A 19,057-nucleotide genomic window follows, 5' to 3' on the forward strand; every position below is an offset into this window, starting at 1 on the left:
TTTTCCTTTGGCCGCTGGTTGGAACCGGAGGGCATGGAGCGGACAGGCTCGGCATCTGCGGGAGGAACATCGGGTGCGGAGTCGGAAATCCGGCCCCGCACCCCGCGTGGTTTGTCAGCAATCTCAAAGACACCCGAGGGGTACCTCTCCTTATCCCTGGTACTCCAATTTCTCCAACCCGCCCAGATAGGGCTGCAAGACCTTCGGGATGCGGATGCTGCCGTCTTCTTGTTGGTTATTTTCCAACAAGGCGGCTACTGTCCGCCCAATGGCCAAGCCAGAACCGTTCAGGGTGTGGACAAACTCCGGTTTAGCCCCCGGTTCCCGGCGGAAGCGGATCCCTGCACGGCGGGCCTGAAAATCTTCGAAATTGCTGCAGGAAGAGATCTCCCGATACGTATTCGAGTTGGGCATCCAAACTTCCAGGTCATATTTTTTGGCAGCGGTAAAGCCCAGATCAGCGGTGCACATCAACAGAACCCGATACGGGAGTTCCAGGAGCTGTAACACCTTTTCGGCTTCTCCCACCAGCTCTTCCAACTCCTCGTAGGATTCCTCCGGTTTCACCAGCTTGACCAGTTCAACTTTGTTAAACTGGTGCATACGGATTAAGCCTCGGGTGTCCCGGCCCGCCGATCCTGCCTCCGAACGGAAATTAGAACTGAAAGCAGCAAACTTCTTGGGCAGTTCATCACCCGGAAGGATCTCTCCCCCATGGTAATTAGTAACAGGGACTTCCGCCGTCGGGATCAAGAAGTAATCCGTCCCGCCCACCGCGAAAGAATCCTCCGCAAACTTGGGCAGCTGTCCCGTTCCGGTCATGCTTCCCCGATTGACCATATAGGGAGGAATCATTTCGGTATATCCATGTTCCTCCGTGTGCAGGTCGAGCATGAAATTCATCAGAGCGCGTTCTAACCGGGCTCCGGCCCCTTTGTAGAAAACAAAACGAGACCCGGTCACTTTGGCTGCCCGTTCAAAGTCAAGGAGATCCAGATCCTTCGCTAGATCCCAATGCGCTTTTGGAGTAAAGCTGAAGGCCTTTGGCTCCCCCCAGTGGCGGATCGGAACGTTATCTTCTTCCCTCTCACCGATGGGCACGCTTTCATGCGGGATATTCGGCAAGGTGAGCAGTACCTGATCCAACTCTTCTTCCACTTTGCGGGTTTCCCCGTCCAGCTCTTTGATCCGATCTCCCACCTGCCGCATCTCAACGATACTGTCAGCGGCATCTTCCCCCGCTTTTTTCTTTTGGGCGATTTCCTTGGAAACCGTATTGCGTCGGCTCTTCAACTGCTCCGTTTCCTTCAACAGTTCTCTTCGCCGCTCATCGAGGCGGAGAATGGAATCCAGCCCGCCAATGTCCTCTCCCCGATGAGTCAATTTCTCCCGTACCGTTTCCATCTGGTTGCGAAGCATCTTCAGATCCAACATGTCAAATCCCTCCTTTGTTCCGTCAAAGGGGTTCTGCCCATACAAAAACCCCCCATCCCAAGGGACGGAAGGTTCCGCGTTGCCACCCTCATTGACCGTAATAAATAGACGATCCTCTCTTCGGCAGGAATAACGGTTGCCAACCGGCGGCGCTTGGGCGGAAACCCGCTTATCACGCGCGGCTCCGAGAGGGATTCCCCGGGGAGACGGGACGGTTCACACCAGCCACCGCCTCTCTGCACCATCTCCACCGGGTACTTGTTCTCATCAACACCTTTGGTTCAACGATCCACTTTAGACGGTATGGGCCGATTTCGCCTCTTTCACCATCTCGACAAAATGAGCATGAAGCCGGCTGTCATCCGTTAATTCCGGATGGAAGGAAGCCCCCAGCAAATGGCCTTGGCGGACGACCACAATTCGATCATCCACTGTGCATAGGATTTCTGCCCGAGCCCCTGCCTCCGTGATTTGCGGTGCACGGATGAAGACCGCTTCAAAGTCCTCTGCTACTCCGTCGATCATGAGAGGAGCTTCGAAGCTCTCCCGCTGGCGTCCGAAGGCGTTACGCCGAACCGTAATATCCAACAGTCCCAGATGGGCGTTTTCCACGCCTTCAATCCGTTCCGCCAACAGAATGAGGCCTGCACAGGTTCCAAAGAGGGGAACCCCTCGTTGGCCCATTTCTCGGATCGGTTCCATCAGATCATATTTCCCCATCATTTTGCTGATGGTGGTGGATTCTCCACCGGGAATGACCAGGCCGTCCAGATCATTCAGCTGCTCTCGCCGTTTGACGGATACCGCTTCGACCCCGGTCGCCTCCAGCATCCGTATATGTTCGCGAACCGCCCCCTGCAGGGCGAGTACACCGACCTTCATCGGCCATTCCCTCCTCGATTACCAACCGCGGTCTTGCATCCGGTCTTTCTTTTCCAACGTAGAAATCTCAATCCCTTGCATCGCCCCACCCAAACCTTTGGAGAGTTCGGCGATCAGGGAAAAATCTTCGTAATGCGTGGTGGCTTCAACGATGGCGCGGGCAAATTTCTCCGGGTTGTCCGATTTAAAGATACCGGAACCGACAAATACGCCGTCGGAGCCCAGCTGCATCATCAGAGCTGCGTCTGCCGGGGTGGCTACCCCGCCTGCCGCGAAGTTAACTACCGGCAGTTTGCCTGTTTCGTGAATCTGGAGAAGAAGCTCAAATGGAGCCCCAATATTCTTGGCTTCCGCCATGAGTTCATCCCGGGACATGCCTTGTACCTGGCGAATCTGCCCCATCATCATACGCATGTGCTTTACCGCTTCAACGATGTTTCCGGTACCGGGCTCCCCTTTGGTCCGGATCATCGACGCTCCTTCACCGATCCGGCGAAGGGCTTCCCCTAGATCACGAGCTCCGCATACAAAGGGTACGGTAAAAGCACTCTTATCGATATGGTATTTATCGTCAGCCGGGGTAAGGACTTCGCTTTCGTCGATATAGTCGACACCCATGGACTCCAGGAGACGGGCTTCCACAAAGTGGCCGATCCGTGCTTTGGCCATGACCGGAATGGTAACAGCACTCATCACTTCTTCAACCACCGTCGGGTCGGCCATGCGGGCAACTCCACCGGCGGCTCGGATATCGGCCGGTACCCGTTCCAGCGCCATAACTGCAACTGCCCCGGCCTCTTCTGCGATCTTCGCCTGTTCAGCATTCACGACGTCCATGATCACGCCGCCTTTTTGCATCTCTGCCATTCCCCGTTTTACACGGTCCGTACCAGTCTCAAACATGTTATCTCGGCTCATCCCACGTCACCTTCCTAGTTTTCCCGGAATCCCAATCTTGATAAGACTCATTGTAACCAAAGAGAGACGGGTTGACAACACACCCGCACGTCAGGCCTTTCAGAACCATCCGGTTACGGATCGAAACAGGCTCGTTAGCCATCCCGCTTTATCGACATCTTTCTGGACAATCAGCCGGACTGGTTTCAACCCGGGGATCTCTTCTCCATCATACAAAATCTTGGCTTTTCCCACCACTGTCCCCGCCTTGAGGGGGGCTTTCAAATCACTGGGAAATTCCACCTTATAACGATACTTCCCTGCGTCTGCCCGGATGATGGGCAGGGTGAGGCTCCTTTCAGCAACCACGGGTACCTCAGTTTCCGCTCCGTGTTTAACCGGAACCTTTCGATGGCCAGGAATCGGTACCCTGGACTCAATCATTTTTTTTCTTTCGTAATGGTCGAAGCCATAATCCAGTAGTTTTTGGGTCTCAGTGAAGCGTTTGACTTTGGAGTTTGTGCCCATCACCACGGATACCAATCGCATACCATGCCGCTTGGCGCTACCGGAAAAGCCGTAGCCCGCTTCCCGGGTATAGCCGGTTTTGAAGCCATCCAATCCCCGGTATGCGCGGGAAAGGCCAGGCAACATCCTATTCCAGTTGATCAGTTTTCTCTCGTCCTTCTCCCCAGAGCGAAAGGTATAGTGCGAAAGGGAGACTGTCTCAATCACCTCGGGATAGTCTGTCAGGATTCGGCGGGTGAGCTGGGCGATATCCTCCGCAGACATCTGATGTTTCCCCTTCACGTCCGGGTAATCCGGGTAACTTCTTCGAGGTAGACCCGTGCAGTTGGTGAAATGCGTATGAATCAAGCCTAGCTCTGCTGCTTTCCGGTTCATCAGGTCGACAAAAGCGGTTTCGCTTCCCGCAATGTGCTCAGTTAGAGCAACGGCGGCATCATTGGCCGAATAAACAGCCATGGCTGTGAATAGCTCCCTGATGGTCCGTTCTTCCCCCGTTTTAAGGAATACTTGGGCCTCCCCAATCCTTGCAGCGTTTTTGCTTACCCGGACCTTTTCCTTCCAAGACACCTTATTCTGTTTGATACGTTCCAGGATCAGATATTCTGTCATAATCTTCGTCATACTGGCCGGAGCGTAGGGCTTCCCGGAATGATGCTCCGCCAGGACGAGGCCCGAATCCATCTCCAAGAGAATATAGGAGCGGGCTTCCACCTTGACGGGTACGGTGGAAGCCGCCTCCGCCATCTCTGTGGGTACAAACCATCCAAAAAAAAGACAAAAGCAACAACACAGGATGACGGATTTTTTCACTTTCCCGAACAACTAAATACCATCCCCGTTCATCTCATAAAATCTGAATAGAAAAAAATGCCGAATCCCGCAATAATCAGTTTACAAGAATAAAAGGGAATGGTAAACGAAAAAGCGGACACGAGTCGACTTCCTGGCGAAAAAAAAGCGATACCGTTTTACTGGCATCGCCTTGCAAAGGCTTGTTAAAAGTTATAATTGGGTGCTTCCTTGGTAATCTGGATATCATGGGGGTGGCTTTCCCGCAAAGAAGCGTTGGTGATCCGGGTGAAGCGCGAATGATTCTTCAGTTCATCGAGGTTCCGGGTTCCACAGTAGCCCATACCGGCCCGTAACCCGCCCATCAGTTGATAGATGGTGTCGGCAAGGGGACCTTTGTAGGGAACACGACCCTCGATGCCTTCGGGCACCAGTTTCTGCTCGTTTTCCTGAAAATAACGATCCTTACTTCCGGCTTTCATCGCACCGATGGAGCCCATTCCCCGGTACACTTTGAACTGGCGGCCCTGGTAAATTTCCGTCTCGCCGGGAGACTCTTCAGTCCCGGCAAAGATGCTACCCATCATGACAGCGTCAGCCCCGGCGGCCAGCGCCTTCACAATATCGCCGGAGAATCGGATCCCGCCGTCAGCGATAATCGGGACGTTGTATTGCCTGGCAACGCTGGCACAGTCATACACTGCCGTGATTTGAGGAACACCGATCCCGGCGACGACGCGGGTTGTACAGATGGAACCCGGTCCGATTCCCACTTTGACGACACTCGCCCCAGCTTCGATCAGGTCGCGAGTCCCCTCACCCGTGGCCACGTTGCCAGCGATGATAAGAAGCTCCGGATATTCCTTACGCAGTTGGGCAACGGCTTCCAATACGCCCCTGGAGTGACCGTGGGCGGTATCGACGACCAAGACGTCTACTTCCGCTTCCACGAGAGCAGCAGCCCGCTGCATCGTATCCTTGGAAACGCCTACTGCGGCTCCAGCGAGGAGGCGGCCTTGAGCATCCTTGGCAGCATGGGGGAACAGCGTGGCCTTTTCGATATCTTTGATCGTGATAAGCCCTTTTAGGATGCCATCCCCGTCCACTAAGGGGAGTTTCTCAATCTTATGGCGTTGCAGAATCCCTTCAGCATCCTGCATGGTTGTCCCCACCGGAGCGGTAACCAGGTTGTCTCGAGTCATGACGTCCCGAATCGGAATGGAATAATCGTGAACAAAACGCAGATCCCGGTTGGTTAAGATGCCGACCAGTTTTTTATCCTGATCCACGATTGGAACACCGGAGATACGGTACTTGGCCATCAGCGCTTCAGCATCGTATACCTTATGGTCTGGGTGAAGATAGAAGGGGTTGGTGATGACCCCGCTCTCTGACCGTTTCACCCGATCCACTTCTTCGGCCTGTTCATGGATTTCCATGCTTTTGTGTATGATTCCGATTCCGCCCTGACGAGCCATGGCAATTGCCATCGGAGCCTCAGTCACAGTATCCATCCCAGCACTCAAAAGCGGTGTATACAAATGAACTGTCTCCGACAACCGGGTGGATATGTCCGTATCCCGGGGGAGAATCTCCGACCGCGCAGGCAGCAGGAGCACATCGTCAAACGTCAGACCTTCTTTGGAAAATTTATCTTCCCACATTGGACTCTCCAATCCCCTTTTCCCTTGAGATCCGTAGCCTTGCCACGAAGGTTTTCGCAAAGTTTATCAGACGGCCTAATGCCTGTCAAGTCGCGCTATTGCTGGCATATGGGCCCTTTTGTTTTTCGGAAAAAAGTCCGTTTTCTAACATGGAATTGACCACCACCGACTTAGTACAAGGAAAACCCATATTTACTATGACCGATCTCCCATCGGCTCATCCATTTCCCCCAGGGGAAGGATATCTATCCCCTTAACCGATCCTTTCCTGCCTCCTTCAACCATTTTAAGGAAACAAAAGTGAACTTTGCTTTTGAAAAGCCTGATCCATCCGAAGTTATCCCCTTTATCCACAGGTTATCCACAGGCGATCTCCACACTGTCCAGGAAAAGAGACATCCTCATAATCGGGCAGCTTGTCAACCACAATAGAACATAGGCGCCACCTTGGGATAGCGGAGGGGAGGGAACAGGATGGAGACGGGAACGGTCCGCCGGATCCCCTGCGAATCACCGGAACAAAAAATGTGGAACTTATATTTGCTCCTGGAAAACGAGACAACGGCCAAACGGTTCCTCACGGAAAAATACCGAAGAAACGGCGTGGAACACCCGGAACGGGCCGCGTTCCGTGCCTCTCATGCCCTCATCTCCCATGTGCGTCAAGCCCGGGAATTGTATCGGGCCGCTCGGGAAAGCCAACTTCTCGTCAGCCCGCTGCTGGCTTACTACGGTGTCATGAACTTATCCAAAGCATGGATGCTCTCCTTCGACCCGGAATTCCCCCGGAACGCTTCGGTGATGCGCCATGGGGCCTCCACCCGCCGCCGGAAGCGGAGCGATTATCGCTTCTTTTCCGATGAGGTTCGGGCACAAAGGGACGGACTCTTCCCTGAATTGGCACGAAAGACGGGGCGACCGGTTCTCACCGGCGAAAGCTGGACGATGAAGTCCCTGCTCGCCCTTGTCCCGGAACTGCAGGATGGGTTCCGTCAGATCTTCCATGAAGTAAGTCTCTATCCCATCGCTGTGCCTGAGCGGATCCCAGTGATCTCTCCCGAAATGCCCTTCACCTTTGAAGAGAGAGTCCTGGAGGTACTCCACCTTCCTCCTCGCAGACTAGCGGAACGGCTCAACGGAGCAGGTAGGGAAGGAGGAGCCCGATTTTCCTGCGGACCATCCGCCCAGCCCCAGGGACGGGTGCGCCTGTTATGGAGTCATCCCGATTCCCTCCATGTGAACCATTGGAACCGGGGATTTTCACACCCTTGGTTTCGAGAAGATCTACACGGCAACCACTATCTTTTCCCCCCAGCCCATGGTTCCGCCCCCGTGTTGCCGGAACTGTTCGTCCACTATCTTCTCTTGTTTTCCCTCAGTATGCTCTGCCGCTACGAAGCCCCTCTATGGGGGGAAATGATCGGAGGCTCCATCTCTGAGGAAATCGTATTGATCGAAGAGTTCCTTCAGGTGACCCTTCGTAAATTCCCCAATTTGATTCTAAACGCCCTCTTCGAGGAAAAGATCCTGTTCATCCGTTCTTAAATCAGGATATAAAAGAGACTCCATCCCATAGGATGGAGTCTCCTCTCATTGCTGCCCTCAATCGTCCTCTTCTTCCTCTGTCTCTTCCTTAGCGACGCGGGCAAGGGTGGCCACTTCTTCGTCCTCTTTGACGGAGATCAGTTTGACCCCTTGGGCGTAACGACTCAGAGTAGAGATTCCGGAAATGTTCATCCGGATGATGACGCCGGAGGTGGTGATGATCATCAGGTCTTCCTCTTCGGAGACCACTTTGAGTCCGACAACTTTGCCCTTGCGCTTAGTGACGTTCTGCGTTTTGATTCCTTTGCCGCCTCGAGATTGTGTCCGGTATTCGGAGAGGGGAGTACGTTTTCCATATCCTTTGGATGTGACAAGGGCCACGTCCAGCCCCGGTACGACAACTTCCATACCGATCACGATATCATCCTGGCCAAGCGCGATTCCTTTCACCCCGGTGGCTGTACGTCCCATTTTTCGGACATCCTGCTCGGGGAAACGGATCGACATCCCGTTGCGGGTTCCCAGGATGATCTCCTGCTCTCCATCGGTCAGCCGAACCCCTACCAATTCGTCCCCTTCCCGAAGGTTGATGGCAAAGAGACCGTTCCGCCGGATATGGCCGAATTCCTCCAGGGGCGTCTTCTTGACCACCCCGTGTTTCGTTCCGAAAAAGAGGTAATTATCCGCGGTAAATTCTTTGACCGGGATAATCGCTTCGATATATTCATCCTGATCGATCTGAATCAGGTTGATAATCGGCGTTCCCCGAGCAGCCCGGGAAAGTTCCGGTACTTCATAAGCTTTCATCCGATACACTTTCCCCTTGTTGGTGAAAAAGAGGAGATGGTTGTGGGAGTTAGTGACGAAAAGATGTTGAGCGAAATCATCCTCCCGGATCCCCATACCGGAGACACCGCGACCGCCCCGGCGCTGAGCCCGGTAGCCAGACAGCGGCATACGCTTGATATAGCCCCGATGAGTCAGGAGAATCGCTACCTCATCCTCGGGAATGAGGTCTTCATCTTCAATGTCCCCGGCGTTGAAACTGATCCGAGTCTTTCTATCGTCTGCGTATTTCTCCTTGACCTCCACCAGCTCGTCCCGCACGACACCCAGGATCCTCTCTTCCGAGCCCAGGATCGCCTTCAGTTCGGCGATGGTTTTCAAGAGTTCGTTATATTCGTTTTCGATCTTCTCCCGCTCCAGGCCGGTCAGACGCTGGAGACGCATATCCAGGATCGCTTGAGCCTGCTTTTCCGACAGACCGAATTTCTCCATCAAACCGTCCTTGGCTTCCTGAGCAGTCTGGGAGGCACGAATCAGTTCGATGACTTCGTCAATATGATCCAGGGCGATTCGGAGTCCTTCGAGGATGTGGGCCCGTTCCTCCGCCTTCCGCAGTTCATATTGGGTCCGGCGGCGGATGATGACTTTCTGATGCTCCAGATAGTGGTATAACACCTGTTTTAGGTTGAGTACCAAAGGCTTGCCATCCACCAATGCCAACATGTTGACGCCAAAACTGGTCTGAAGCGTTGTTTGCTTATACAGGTTATTGAGCAGAACCTTGGGATTAACATCCCGGCGCAGCTCGATAACCACCCGCATTCCGTTCCGGTCGGATTCGTCCCGGAGGTCGGTGATGCCATCCAATTTCTTATCCCGCACCAGCTCGGCGATTTTTTCCACCAGCTTCGCCTTGTTCACCTGGTAGGGAAGTTCCTCGACGACAATCCGCATCTTGCCGTTATTGGCTTCTTCGATCCGGGTCTTCGCCTGAAGACGGATACTGCCGCGCCCGGTCTTATAAGCCTTCTTGATCCCTTCGCGGCCCAGAATGAGGCCGGCGGTGGGGAAATCCGGTCCCTTGATGTATTCCATCAGGCCGTCGATATCGATATCTGGATTTTCAATCATGGCAAGTAACCCGTTGATAACTTCTCCCAGGTTGTGAGGAGGAATATTGGTGGCCATCCCGACGGCGATCCCCGCCGCCCCGTTGACAAGCAGGTTGGGGAACCGGGAGGGGAGAACCAGCGGCTCCTCCAGCCGACCGTCGTAGTTCGGACCGAAATCGACGGTCTCTTTCTGGATATCCCTCAGCAGCTCCATGGTGATGGAAGCCATCCGAGCCTCTGTGTAACGCATGGCGGCAGGGGAATCCCCGTCGACAGAACCAAAGTTGCCGTGTCCGTCTACCAAGAGGTACCGGTAAGAAAAGTCCTGGGCCATCCGGACCATCGTGTCATAAACGGCCACATCCCCGTGGGGGTGGTAAGAGGCGAGCACATTACCCACCACGTTGGCCGATTTGCGGTAACCTTTGTCCGGGGTCATTCCCAGTTCGTTCATGGTATAGATGATACGCCGGTGCACAGGCTTCAAGCCATCCCGAACATCGGGGAGGGCCCGGCTGACAATGACGCTCATCGCATAATCCAGGAAGGAGTTACGCATCTCCTGGCTGATATTAATTTCGTTAACTCGATTGGTTTCTTCAGGCATTCGCTTCCCTCCGCTCGATTCTGGTGCCCCCGGCTATCACCTCCCGCTGCGAAAGGGGCCGGGTCGGTGATTTAAAGGGGCACTGGCTCCACGTCAGATATCCAGGTTGCGCACTTGTTTGGCGTATTCCTGGATGAATTCCCGGCGAGGCTCCACCTTGTCTCCCATCAGGGTTTCAAAGACCTGGTCCGAATCCATCGCATCCTGCAGGGAGACCTGGAGGAGGGTACGGCTTTCGGGGTCCATCGTCGTCTCCCACAGCTGGGTAGCGTTCATCTCTCCAAGACCTTTGTACCGCTGAATATCTACTTTGCCTTTGCCGGAGAGTTCCCCGGTAAGCTTGTTTTTCTCCCGTTCACTGTAAGCGTACAAGACAGTCTTGCCTTGGGAGATCTTGAACAGAGGCGGTTGGGCGATGTAGATATAACCCTCCTCGATCAGAGGGCGCATATAGCGGTAAAAGAAGGTCAGGAGAAGAGTCCGGATGTGGGCTCCGTCTACATCGGCATCGGTCATGATGACGATTTTGTGGTAGCGGGCCTTTTCCAGGTGGAAATCTTCGCCGATCCCCGTGCCGAGAGCCGTGATAATTGTCCGTACTTCATCGTTGGATAGAGCTTTATCCAGACGGGCTTTCTCCACGTTGATAATCTTCCCCCGCAAAGGAAGGATCGCTTGGAACATACGGTCCCGCCCTTGTTTGGCGGTACCGCCGGCGGAGTCCCCCTCAACTAGATAAAGTTCACTGATATCCGCTTTCCGCGACGTGCAGTCAGCCAACTTCCCTGGAAGCGAGCTGACCTCAAGGGCATTTTTACGACGGGTCAGCTCTCGAGCCTTTCGGGCCGCTTCCCGTGCTCGGGCGGCCATCACCGACTTATTGATCACCTTTTTAGCAACAGCCGGGTTTTCTTCCAAGAAGGTAAGGAAATGCTCCGTAAACAGGGATTCCGTCGCCGTCCGGGCTTCGGAATTTCCCAGTTTGGTTTTGGTTTGTCCCTCAAACTGGGGATCCGGAATCTTGATGCTGATAATCGCTGTCAACCCTTCCCGGGTATCGTCCCCGGACAGGTTGTTGTCGTTCTCCTTCAGGAGGTTGTAACGGCGGGCATAATCGTTTACCACCCGGGTGAGAGCCGATTTGAACCCGGCTTCGTGGGTTCCTCCTTCATGGGTGTGGATATTGTTGGCATAAGAATAGAGATTGCTTGAATAGCTGTCGTTATACTGGAGAGCGATCTGGACGATGATATCGTCTTTTTCACCTTCAAAGAAAATCGGCGGCTCATGCAAGCTTTCCCGATTTTTGTTCAGGTGTTCAACGAAGGACTGGATTCCTCCGTCGTATTTGTATTCCCGGGATTTCCCTTCTCCGCGTTCGTCGATCAGGCTGAGACGGATACCCCGGTTGAGGAAGGCCATCTCCTGCACCCGTTTGTCCAGGGTTTCAAAATCATAATCCGTGGTCTCAGTGAAAATCTCCGGGTCCGGTTTAAACGTAATCATGGTGCCGGTTTCGTCGGTATTTCCCACCACTTCCAGGTCAGCCTGAGGAATGCCCCGAACATAGCGCTGCCGGTGGATCTTGCCCTCACGCTTCACTTCGACTTCCAGCCACTCGGACAAAGCGTTGACGACAGAAATCCCCACCCCGTGGAGACCGCCGGAAAACTTGTAACCCTCCGAGTTAAATTTCCCCCCAGCGTGAAGGACGGTCATTACCACCTCTACGGCAGGACGACCCATCTTGGAGTGGATCCCGACGGGGATCCCACTGCCGTTATCGGTGACGGTCACACTATTGTCTTCATGCACCTTCACCTCGATGGTGTCACAACGACCGGCCAGCGCTTCGTCGATACTGTTGTCGACAACTTCCCACACTAAATGATGCAGCCCGCGGCTGCTGGTTGAACCGATATACATGCCCGGCCGTTTGCGGACAGCTTCCAGGCCTTCCAGAACCTGAATCTGAGATTCATCGTAATTTGTCTTCTGTATGGACACAAACGCTCACCTACTCTTGTTCCTTTTTGACTTCTTTGGGACCGGAAAGCCCGAAGACCCGGTTCCCCCCTTGCTGTGCCCGTTTCAGGAGCGTCAGGGAAGAGATGGGCGAAGCGTAAATGACCGTCTCCGTCACCACATAAGACTTGATCTCTTCCAGGGTAGTAATCCACTCCAAACGGCCCTGATTGCGGGCCGCCTCCAAGTAAGGTGCCAAGGTGGAAGGGGAACGCCTTCCACCGGCATCCAGGATGGTCACCACTTCACTGATTCGGATCATTTTATTGCCGCCTAGATGGATAAACACGGTCTCACCTCTGTTCCGAGATCCTGCCTTGCCGCACACCGTAAATTCGAGCTCTTTCCCTCGTTTCCCGATCGATCCCTTCCAATCCGGTGGCTGTAACGAATGTTTGTACTTTACCCCGGATCGCCTCCAAGAGGTGGGTCTTCCGGAAATCATCCAGTTCGGAAAGGACGTCGTCCAAAAGAAGAATCGGATAAGTACCGGTTTCCTGGCGGATCAACTCAATTTCCGCCAGTTTGAGAGAAAGAGCCGCCGTCCTCTGCTGCCCCTGAGATCCGTATCGATGTAGATCTACCCCTTCAGCAAACAGGCGTAGATCATCCCGATGGGGCCCGACCAGGGTGCTTCCCCGTTGAATTTCCTGTCCGCGGAGGCGGGCCAGTTCTCGTACCAGGGCCGTCTGGAATTCCCCGGCATCCGCCTCCTCTTCTACGGGGACGGAAGGTTGATAATCAATGCTTAAGGTTTCCCGGCCTTGAGTGATCGACTGATGAATGTCCCCAGCCCAGCGGGCAAGGAGCCGAATGAAAGCGGTCCGTTTTTTCCACAGGTGTGTGGACAACTCGATCAACTGTTCATCCAGTACATCGAGCAAGGGGTTCTCCCGTTGCCGCCGTTTACTCATCTCTTTCAGCAGATGGTTGCGCTGGGTAAGGAGCTTATGGTAGCGGGTTAGGTTATAGATATAGGCTGGGCTTACCTGACCAATCTCCATATCGATGAATCGACGCCGAACCTGAGGACTACCTTTGATGATAGTGAGGTCCTCCGGAGCAAAGAGAACCGCGGTGAGGGTTCCGATGTACTCAGAGAGACGACGTTGTTCCAGGCCGTTCTTTACCACCTTTTTTCCCTGAGGTGTCAGGCGAACCTCCAGCCGATGGCTCCCATGTTCCCCCGCTACACGAGCCTTCACCTTTGCCGCCGTCTCCTCCCAGCGGATCATCTCCTTATCTTTCCTCGTCCGGTGGGATTTTCCGATCGAGAGAAGGTAAAGGGACTCCAGGATGTTGGTCTTTCCCTGGGCATTGGGTCCCACAAAGAGATGGAGCGCTTCGGGACATTTTAACTCCAGGTGGGTAATATTACGGAACTGGAAGAGTTCCAGCTCTTCCACGTGCAATCGGATTCCTCCCTCTCCTCAGGCCCGGACCACCCGAAGGGATTCCATCCCCTCGATTTCCACAATGTCCTGTGGATAAAGCTTTCGGCCGCGCCGCTCCTCCGGTTCGCCGTTGACCCGTACCTCATACTCGGCCAGGAAGATCTTTACCTGGCCGCCGGTTCCGAGGATATTCAGCTTTTTGAGGAGCTGACCGAGGGTGATGGTCTCCGTGTGAATGGTGATCTCCTGCATTCGATTCATGTCCTCCCGTGTTTCAGGATTCACCGAGTACGGATCGGTACGATCAGGTGAAGGGAGTCGTCCCGGTCCGCCGGTTGGATAACGAAGGGCGTCATCGTGCCAGTCAACACAATCTGGATCTCGTCGGAGTCGACAGCGCGCAGGGCGTCCAACATGTATTGGGCGTTAAAAGAGATGTCCATTTCCTCACCCGATACCTTGGCTGTCACCTCTTCCAACACGCTCCCCACATCTTGTGCAGCCGAATGGACCTGAACGGTTCCTTCTTCCTTCACTGTCCATTTTATCACATTATCCCGTCCGTCCCTGCTGATCAAAGCAGCACGGTCCACCGACTGAAGCAATTCTTTGGTAGACAGGACGATTTCAGTCTTTCCCCCTTGGGGGATAACCCGGTTGGTATCAGGGTAAGTACCGTCTAGCAAACGGGAAAAGAATAGCAGGTTTTCCGTCCGAACCAGGAGCTGGTTTTCAGAAAGAACCACGTCGACCCATCCGTTGGACTCTTGAAGGATTTTGGCAAGCTCCGACAGGCTCTTTCCAGGTACGACCACGTTATCCACCGTAAAATCCGCCGGAGCCTCCACTTCGGCCTGGCGCCGGGAAAGTCGATGGCTGTCCGTCGCAACAAAGTTGAGTTTCCCCTCTTTCAATTGCCACAAGACCCCAGTGAGAACACCGCGGGCTTCAGAAGCTGAAACGGCGAACCCAGTCTGCCGGATCATGGATTTTAACAACTCCGAAGGCAAGCTGAACATCTGGTCTTCGTGGAGTTGAGGGAGGCGCGGGTACTCCTCGGGGTCCAGCCCCTTTAGCTCGAATTGGGCTTGCTCGGAACGGAGGGTGGTTTTCCACCGTTCATCCACAACCCAGTCCACTTCCTCTCCCGGCAGCTTTCGTACAATATCGGCAAAGATACGGCCAGGCAGGACGACACTTCCTATTATTTCCACTTTTACCTGATCTTTATCATCCCGCTGGGCAGGAACTGCCACTTGGATCGTCAGGTCGGAGTTGCTCCCGGTCAGCCAAAGGCCCTCTTCATCCACTGTCGCTCTGATCCCCGTGAGGATGGGAATCGTGGTTTTTTGGGATACGGCTTTGGAAACCTGGGATACGGCTTCTGTCAGTGCGGAACGGGAGATCCGAAATTTCATTGGGAATGTCCTCCTCATCTTTTCGCTTTCCATGAGATCCATCCGGCGGCTTGCACAGACAGGCAGGGCCGCAGATGTGTGAAAGCCGTCGAACAAAGATAAAGAGCCCCTATGACATTCAATCATGGAACCGCCCTCCGGGAAAAGATGCCGGAAGGAAAATAGGAACGAAGATGGAGTCATATCAGGGCGCTTATAACATATATATTATATTTTAAAGATCATAGTCGTGGTAATAGGGGCTGTGAATATGTGTATAAGTGCTTTTTTCCCAGACGTACCAACCTGCGAGCCCTGTGGAAAGACTGTGTATAGGTAGGTACAGGTTGTCCACATTATTCACAGTCCGCGATTGTCTCTCTTTTTAGGAGCGGCGATTCAACCGCTTTTGGATGTCTTCCACGGCCTTCCGCATGCTGGTGTCCATGGACAGCGTGCGGGAAATTTTTTCATGGGCGTGGATAACGGTGGTATGGTCCCGCCCCCCGAATTCTTCACCAATTTTCGGCAGGGAACAATCGGTCAATTCACGGGAGAGGTACATAGCGATCTGACGGGGAAGGGCGACGGTTTTGGTCCGTTTTTTCCCCTTTAGATCCTCTACACGCATGTGGTAATAGGAACTGACCGCCTGCTGAATGTCGGGGATTCCGATCACTTTCGGCTGGGCGTTGCCGATAATGTCTTTCAGGGCTTCAGCAGCCAACTCTGTGGAAACAGGTTGATTCATGAGCGCCGAATATGCGACCACCCGGATCAGGGCCCCTTCCAGCTCACGGATGTTGGTGTCGATTCGGTCGGCGACGAAGGCCATCACTTCGCTGTCGATATCCAGTTTATCAGCAATCGCCTTCTTTCGCAGAATGGCGATCCGCGTTTCCAGATCAGGGGGTTGGATATCGGTGATCAGCCCCCATTCGAACCGGGAACGCAGCCGGTCTTCCAGCGTAGGAATGGCTTTGGGCGGTCGGTCACTGGATATGACAATCTGTTTCGATTCTTCATGGAGGGCGTTAAAGGTGTGGAAAAACTCTTCTTGGGTCTGCTCTTTCCCGGCGAGGAACTGGATGTCATCGATCAACAGGATATCCACAGAACGATACTTATTGCGGAAATCGTCGGTCCGGTTGTCCCGAATGGAGTTGATAAATTCGTTGGTAAACTTCTCCGAGGAGAGGTAAACCACTCGGGTATGAGACGGGTGGGACTGAACGTAGTTGCCGATGGCGTGCATCAAGTGGGTTTTCCCCAACCCCACTCCACCATAGATGAAGAGTGGATTGTAGGCCTTGGCCGGCGCTTCCGCCACGGCCAGGGAGGCCGCATGGGCGAAGCGGTTGCCGGAGCCGATTACAAAGGTGTCAAAGGTGTAGCGGGAGTTGAGCATCGTTTTCGGGGATTCCGGTTCCGCCTGGGGTTTTTCCAGGGTGGGGGCGCTTTCCTCTTCGACTTCCGGGCGTGCCGCTGAATGGGTGATGAATTGAACCCCGATCACTGCCCCGGTTACTTCCTGTAACGTATCCCGCACTAAGTTGGCATAGCGGGACTCCAGCCAATCCCTGGCAAACTCATTGGGGGCGGATATGATTAACGTTTCATCTCGATAATCCACCGCTTCCGTTGCTTGAAGCCACGTTTCGTAGCTCGGTTTGGAGAGCTTTCCCTGAATGTGCTCCAATGCTTGGGCCCATAACTCCTGAATATGGGTATCCACCATGGGATTCCTCCTTTCTGACGGAAATTCCTTTTTTCAACAGAGATATCCACACGAGAAAGGGTATACCCGCGGCGGATTCGGTCTTTCTTCACAGGATCCACAAGGGTGTGGATAATTCTTCCCCCAACAGGTTGTGGATTGTCCACAAAGTTATCCACAGCCTGTGTATAAAAGAGTTCGCTGTGGGAGTTATCCACTGTGGAAAACACAAATATCTTATCAAATTTGTCCAGACATCACAATGGATTCAGCAATCTTTCCCCAACACCCACAGGGCTATGGATAACTTTCATCCACAGGGGTGAATGTTGTGGATAAGACGGGGAAAACCTCGGGATAAATCTGGGGATAAAAAGAGGCCTCCAATACTTATCCACATGTGGATGGAGCCCCCTATTTTCTTGACAACCTTTTGTTGACACCGCTATAATGATTAGGAATGTCAACCGAGCGATTGGTTCGGCGAAACACCCATATGAGAAAGGAGGCAGCCTGGTCTGCGGGCTGCCGGCGTTGCGGGGGGTGGACTCCCGACCGCTGTCCGCGAGAGGACCAGGTGTAACCATATGAAACGGACTTTCCAACCGAGCAACCGCCGTCGCAAGAATGTGCACGGCTTCCGTCAGCGTATGAGCACCAAAAATGGGCGCAAAGTTTTGCGCAACCGCCGTCGAAAAGGCAGAAAAGTCCTGTCTGCTTGAGGCCACCTTCCAAAGTGGCCTTTTTTCCTATTTCCTGCCGGGGGACAAGCGTTCTCAATCACCGGAGCGCAAAGAAGTCATTCCGGGGTAGGTTTAATTTGGTCCACAGCCGCTCTATACTGGTACCAGAGCTTGGCGGAGAGGGGGATTTCCGTGCAGCGTCAGTATCGGTTGAAACGGCGGAACGATTTTCGGCGTACCTTCCGGATCGGGACGTCCACAGCCAACCGGCAATTTGTCGTTTACCGGGGCCGACGGGCTGAGACGGGACCCGTGCGGATCGGGATTTCCGTCAGCCGCAAGGTGGGAAACGCTGTCGTACGGAATCGGATCAAACGGCTGGTCAAGGAAGTGACCCGTCAATGGGTCGACCGGCTACCGCCCAATACGGACTTAATCCTCATCGCCCGCAAACCGGCGGCGGAGATGGATTATCACCAAGTGAAGGCCAGTCTCCGTCACCTTCTGCGAAAGGCGAAACTCCTTTCCAAGGAGTCGGATACCGTCGACAAACCCGCGGACAAAGGATCGGGGTGAGGGAGCCGTGAAAATCCTGGCATTATTGTTGATCCGGTTTTATCAGCGGTTGATCTCTCCCCTGTTGCCGCCCACTTGCCGGTTCGCTCCTACCTGTTCCCAATATGGCCTGATCGCCATCTCCCGGTACGGATTCTGGAAGGGAGGGTGGTTGACAGCCAAACGGATCGTCAAGTGCCATCCGTTTCACCCTGGGGGCTGTGACCCTGTCCCCTGAAACCACCTGTAATCCTTCCATCGAAACGGATTGGATTCGAAGGAGGAGTATTTTTTGACCAGACGACGCGTGATAGGGGGTCTGGTTTTGGTGCTGCTGGTGCTGGCTCTCGCCGGCTGTGTGCCGAATCCGGACCAGATGAAACCGATTGACCGGACTGACCCGGGCTTCTGGAATGGTTACTTTGTAATACCCTTGATCGATATTCTGGATGCCACTGCCCGTGCGCTAGGTAGCTATGGGTTGGCAATCCTTGTTGTTACCGTGGGGCTCCGTCTGCTGATCATACCGCTTACCCTGAAGCAGATGAAAAGCTCCAAGGCGATGCAGGCGCTGCAGCCGGAAATGACCAAACTGCGGGAGAAGTACAAGAACAACCAGCAGAAGTTGCAGGAAGAGACGATGAAGCTGTTTCAAAAGCACAACGTCAATCCCCTAGCGGGGTGTTTGCCGATATTGGTACAGATGCCGATCCTGATCGCTTTCTACCAGTCTATCATGCATAATACCCCCCTTTTCGAAGCGGATTTCCTGTGGTTGCAGCTGGGTGAGGCGGACCCCTACCACATCCTTCCCGTCTTGGCTGCCGTCACCACCTACCTGCAGTCGGTGATGATGGGGATGAGCGACAATCCCCAGGCCAAGGCTTTCCTGATTATTATGCCGATCATGATCTTTGTCCTGTCTTTCAGCTTTCCCTCCGCTCTCGCCCTGTACTGGGTGTATGGCAACCTGTTCACGATGATCCAGTATTATTTCATCGGCGATAAATTCAAGGCAAAGCGGGAGGGTGTGACCCGTTGA

17 protein-coding genes and 1 other annotated feature are annotated in these 19,057 nt (G+C 53.9%); of the genes, 5 read left to right on the forward strand and 12 right to left on the reverse strand.

The genetic code is table 11. From position 1 onward, the window contains the following. Nucleotides 1-150 precede the first annotated feature (150 nt). The 5 genes from serS to guaB all read right to left on the reverse strand — a co-directional run bounded on the left by serS (nt 151) and on the right by guaB (nt 6,194). Nucleotides 151-1,434, reverse strand: a complete 1,284-nt coding sequence (gene serS / locus ACFOUO_RS10365) for a serine--tRNA ligase (RefSeq protein WP_380704919.1) — start codon at nt 1,432-1,434, stop codon at nt 151-153. 57 nt (nt 1,435-1,491) lie between these two features. After that, nucleotides 1,492-1,714, reverse strand: a binding site (T-box leader). A 14-nt stretch (nt 1,715-1,728) separates the two neighbouring features. Beyond that, nucleotides 1,729-2,316: a pyridoxal 5'-phosphate synthase glutaminase subunit PdxT gene (gene pdxT, locus ACFOUO_RS10370; protein ID WP_380704921.1), complete on the reverse strand. Its 588-nt coding sequence runs from the start codon at nt 2,314-2,316 to the stop codon at nt 1,729-1,731. 18 nt (nt 2,317-2,334) lie between these two features. Continuing rightward, nucleotides 2,335-3,219, reverse strand: a complete 885-nt coding sequence (gene pdxS, locus ACFOUO_RS10375; RefSeq protein ID WP_380705549.1) for a pyridoxal 5'-phosphate synthase lyase subunit PdxS — start codon at nt 3,217-3,219, stop codon at nt 2,335-2,337. A gap of 114 nt (nt 3,220-3,333) precedes the next feature. Next, nucleotides 3,334-4,563 carry a D-alanyl-D-alanine carboxypeptidase family protein gene (locus ACFOUO_RS10380; RefSeq protein WP_380704923.1) on the reverse strand — a complete coding sequence of 410 codons (1,230 nt, stop codon included), beginning with the start codon at nt 4,561-4,563 and terminating at the stop codon, nt 3,334-3,336. A 173-nt stretch (nt 4,564-4,736) separates the two neighbouring features. Continuing rightward, nucleotides 4,737-6,194, reverse strand: coding sequence for an IMP dehydrogenase (gene guaB / locus ACFOUO_RS10385; RefSeq protein ID WP_380704925.1), 1,458 nt, complete (start codon nt 6,192-6,194; stop codon nt 4,737-4,739). 474 nt (nt 6,195-6,668) lie between these two features. Here guaB and ACFOUO_RS10390 point away from each other — a divergent pair, with 474 nt between their 5' ends. After that, nucleotides 6,669-7,739, forward strand: coding sequence for a YaaC family protein (locus ACFOUO_RS10390; protein WP_380704927.1), 1,071 nt, complete (start codon nt 6,669-6,671; stop codon nt 7,737-7,739). Nucleotides 7,740-7,796: 57 nt separating this feature from the next. Here the strand turns inward: ACFOUO_RS10390 and gyrA are convergent, their stop codons facing one another. The 7 genes from gyrA to dnaA form a co-directional block, all read right to left on the reverse strand. Continuing rightward, nucleotides 7,797-10,244: a DNA gyrase subunit A gene (gene gyrA, locus ACFOUO_RS10395; RefSeq protein WP_380704929.1), complete on the reverse strand. Its 2,448-nt coding sequence runs from the start codon at nt 10,242-10,244 to the stop codon at nt 7,797-7,799. A 93-nt stretch (nt 10,245-10,337) separates the two neighbouring features. Next, a complete protein-coding gene (gene gyrB, locus ACFOUO_RS10400; protein WP_380704931.1) occupies nt 10,338-12,251 on the reverse strand; it encodes a DNA topoisomerase (ATP-hydrolyzing) subunit B in 1,914 nt (637 codons plus the stop codon). Nucleotides 12,252-12,261: 10 nt separating this feature from the next. Further along, nucleotides 12,262-12,597 carry an extracellular matrix regulator RemB gene (gene remB, locus ACFOUO_RS10405; protein WP_380704933.1) on the reverse strand — a complete coding sequence of 112 codons (336 nt, stop codon included), beginning with the start codon at nt 12,595-12,597 and terminating at the stop codon, nt 12,262-12,264. Continuing rightward, nucleotides 12,563-13,681 (reverse strand): DNA replication/repair protein RecF, encoded by a 1,119-nt coding sequence (gene recF, locus ACFOUO_RS10410; RefSeq protein ID WP_380704935.1) that lies wholly within the window; start codon nt 13,679-13,681, stop codon nt 12,563-12,565. The genes remB and recF overlap by 35 nt, the downstream gene beginning before the upstream one ends. An 18-nt stretch (nt 13,682-13,699) precedes the next feature. Then, entirely contained in the window at nt 13,700-13,915 is a 216-nt protein-coding gene (gene yaaA, locus ACFOUO_RS10415; protein ID WP_380705550.1) for a S4 domain-containing protein YaaA, read from the reverse strand. Nucleotides 13,916-13,944: 29 nt separating this feature from the next. Then, nucleotides 13,945-15,081: a DNA polymerase III subunit beta gene (gene dnaN / locus ACFOUO_RS10420; protein ID WP_380704936.1), complete on the reverse strand. Its 1,137-nt coding sequence runs from the start codon at nt 15,079-15,081 to the stop codon at nt 13,945-13,947. A gap of 364 nt (nt 15,082-15,445) precedes the next feature. After that, the gene (dnaA, locus tag ACFOUO_RS10425; RefSeq protein WP_380704938.1) at nt 15,446-16,798 is read right to left on the reverse strand and encodes a chromosomal replication initiator protein DnaA; all 1,353 of its coding nucleotides are present in this window, start codon (nt 16,796-16,798) and stop codon (nt 15,446-15,448) included. A 566-nt stretch (nt 16,799-17,364) separates the two neighbouring features. On the opposite strand from dnaA, the gene rpmH reads away from it, so the two are divergent. The 4 genes from rpmH (at nt 17,365) to yidC (ending at nt 19,057) form a co-directional block, all read left to right on the forward strand. Further along, nucleotides 17,365-17,499 (forward strand): 50S ribosomal protein L34, encoded by a 135-nt coding sequence (gene rpmH, locus ACFOUO_RS10430; RefSeq protein WP_380704940.1) that lies wholly within the window; start codon nt 17,365-17,367, stop codon nt 17,497-17,499. A 153-nt stretch (nt 17,500-17,652) separates the two neighbouring features. Beyond that, on the forward strand, nt 17,653-18,036 hold the full coding sequence (rnpA, locus tag ACFOUO_RS10435) for a ribonuclease P protein component (RefSeq protein WP_380704942.1): 384 nt from the start codon (nt 17,653-17,655) through the stop codon (nt 18,034-18,036). A gap of 7 nt (nt 18,037-18,043) precedes the next feature. Further along, nucleotides 18,044-18,253, forward strand: a complete 210-nt coding sequence (gene yidD / locus ACFOUO_RS10440) for a membrane protein insertion efficiency factor YidD (RefSeq protein ID WP_380704944.1) — start codon at nt 18,044-18,046, stop codon at nt 18,251-18,253. Between the two features lie 54 nt (nt 18,254-18,307). Continuing rightward, on the forward strand, nt 18,308-19,057 hold the full coding sequence (yidC, locus tag ACFOUO_RS10445; RefSeq protein ID WP_380704946.1) for a membrane protein insertase YidC: 750 nt from the start codon (nt 18,308-18,310) through the stop codon (nt 19,055-19,057).

This window comes from Salinithrix halophila, assembly GCF_042650125.1.
Classification (GTDB): Bacteria; Bacillota; Bacilli; order Thermoactinomycetales; family DSM-45169; genus Salinithrix; species Salinithrix halophila.

Bases quoted from the DNA above. Each gene is read 5' to 3' on its own strand.
- serS (WP_380704919.1), bottom strand. From the start codon at position 1,434: ATGTTGGATCTGAAGATGCTTCGCAACCAGATGGAAACGGTACGGGAG.
- pdxT (WP_380704921.1), bottom strand. From the start codon at position 2,316: ATGAAGGTCGGTGTACTCGCCCTGCAGGGGGCGGTTCGCGAACATATA.
- pdxS (WP_380705549.1), bottom strand. From the start codon at position 3,219: ATGTTTGAGACTGGTACGGACCGTGTAAAACGGGGAATGGCAGAGATG.
- guaB (WP_380704925.1), bottom strand. From the start codon at position 6,194: ATGTGGGAAGATAAATTTTCCAAAGAAGGTCTGACGTTTGACGATGTG.
- ACFOUO_RS10390 (WP_380704927.1), top strand. From the start codon at position 6,669: ATGGAGACGGGAACGGTCCGCCGGATCCCCTGCGAATCACCGGAACAA.
- gyrA (WP_380704929.1), bottom strand. From the start codon at position 10,244: ATGCCTGAAGAAACCAATCGAGTTAACGAAATTAATATCAGCCAGGAG.
- yaaA (WP_380705550.1), bottom strand. From the start codon at position 13,915: ATGCAGGAGATCACCATTCACACGGAGACCATCACCCTCGGTCAGCTC.
- dnaN (WP_380704936.1), bottom strand. From the start codon at position 15,081: ATGAAATTTCGGATCTCCCGTTCCGCACTGACAGAAGCCGTATCCCAG.
- dnaA (WP_380704938.1), bottom strand. From the start codon at position 16,798: ATGGTGGATACCCATATTCAGGAGTTATGGGCCCAAGCATTGGAGCAC.
- rpmH (WP_380704940.1), top strand. From the start codon at position 17,365: ATGAAACGGACTTTCCAACCGAGCAACCGCCGTCGCAAGAATGTGCAC.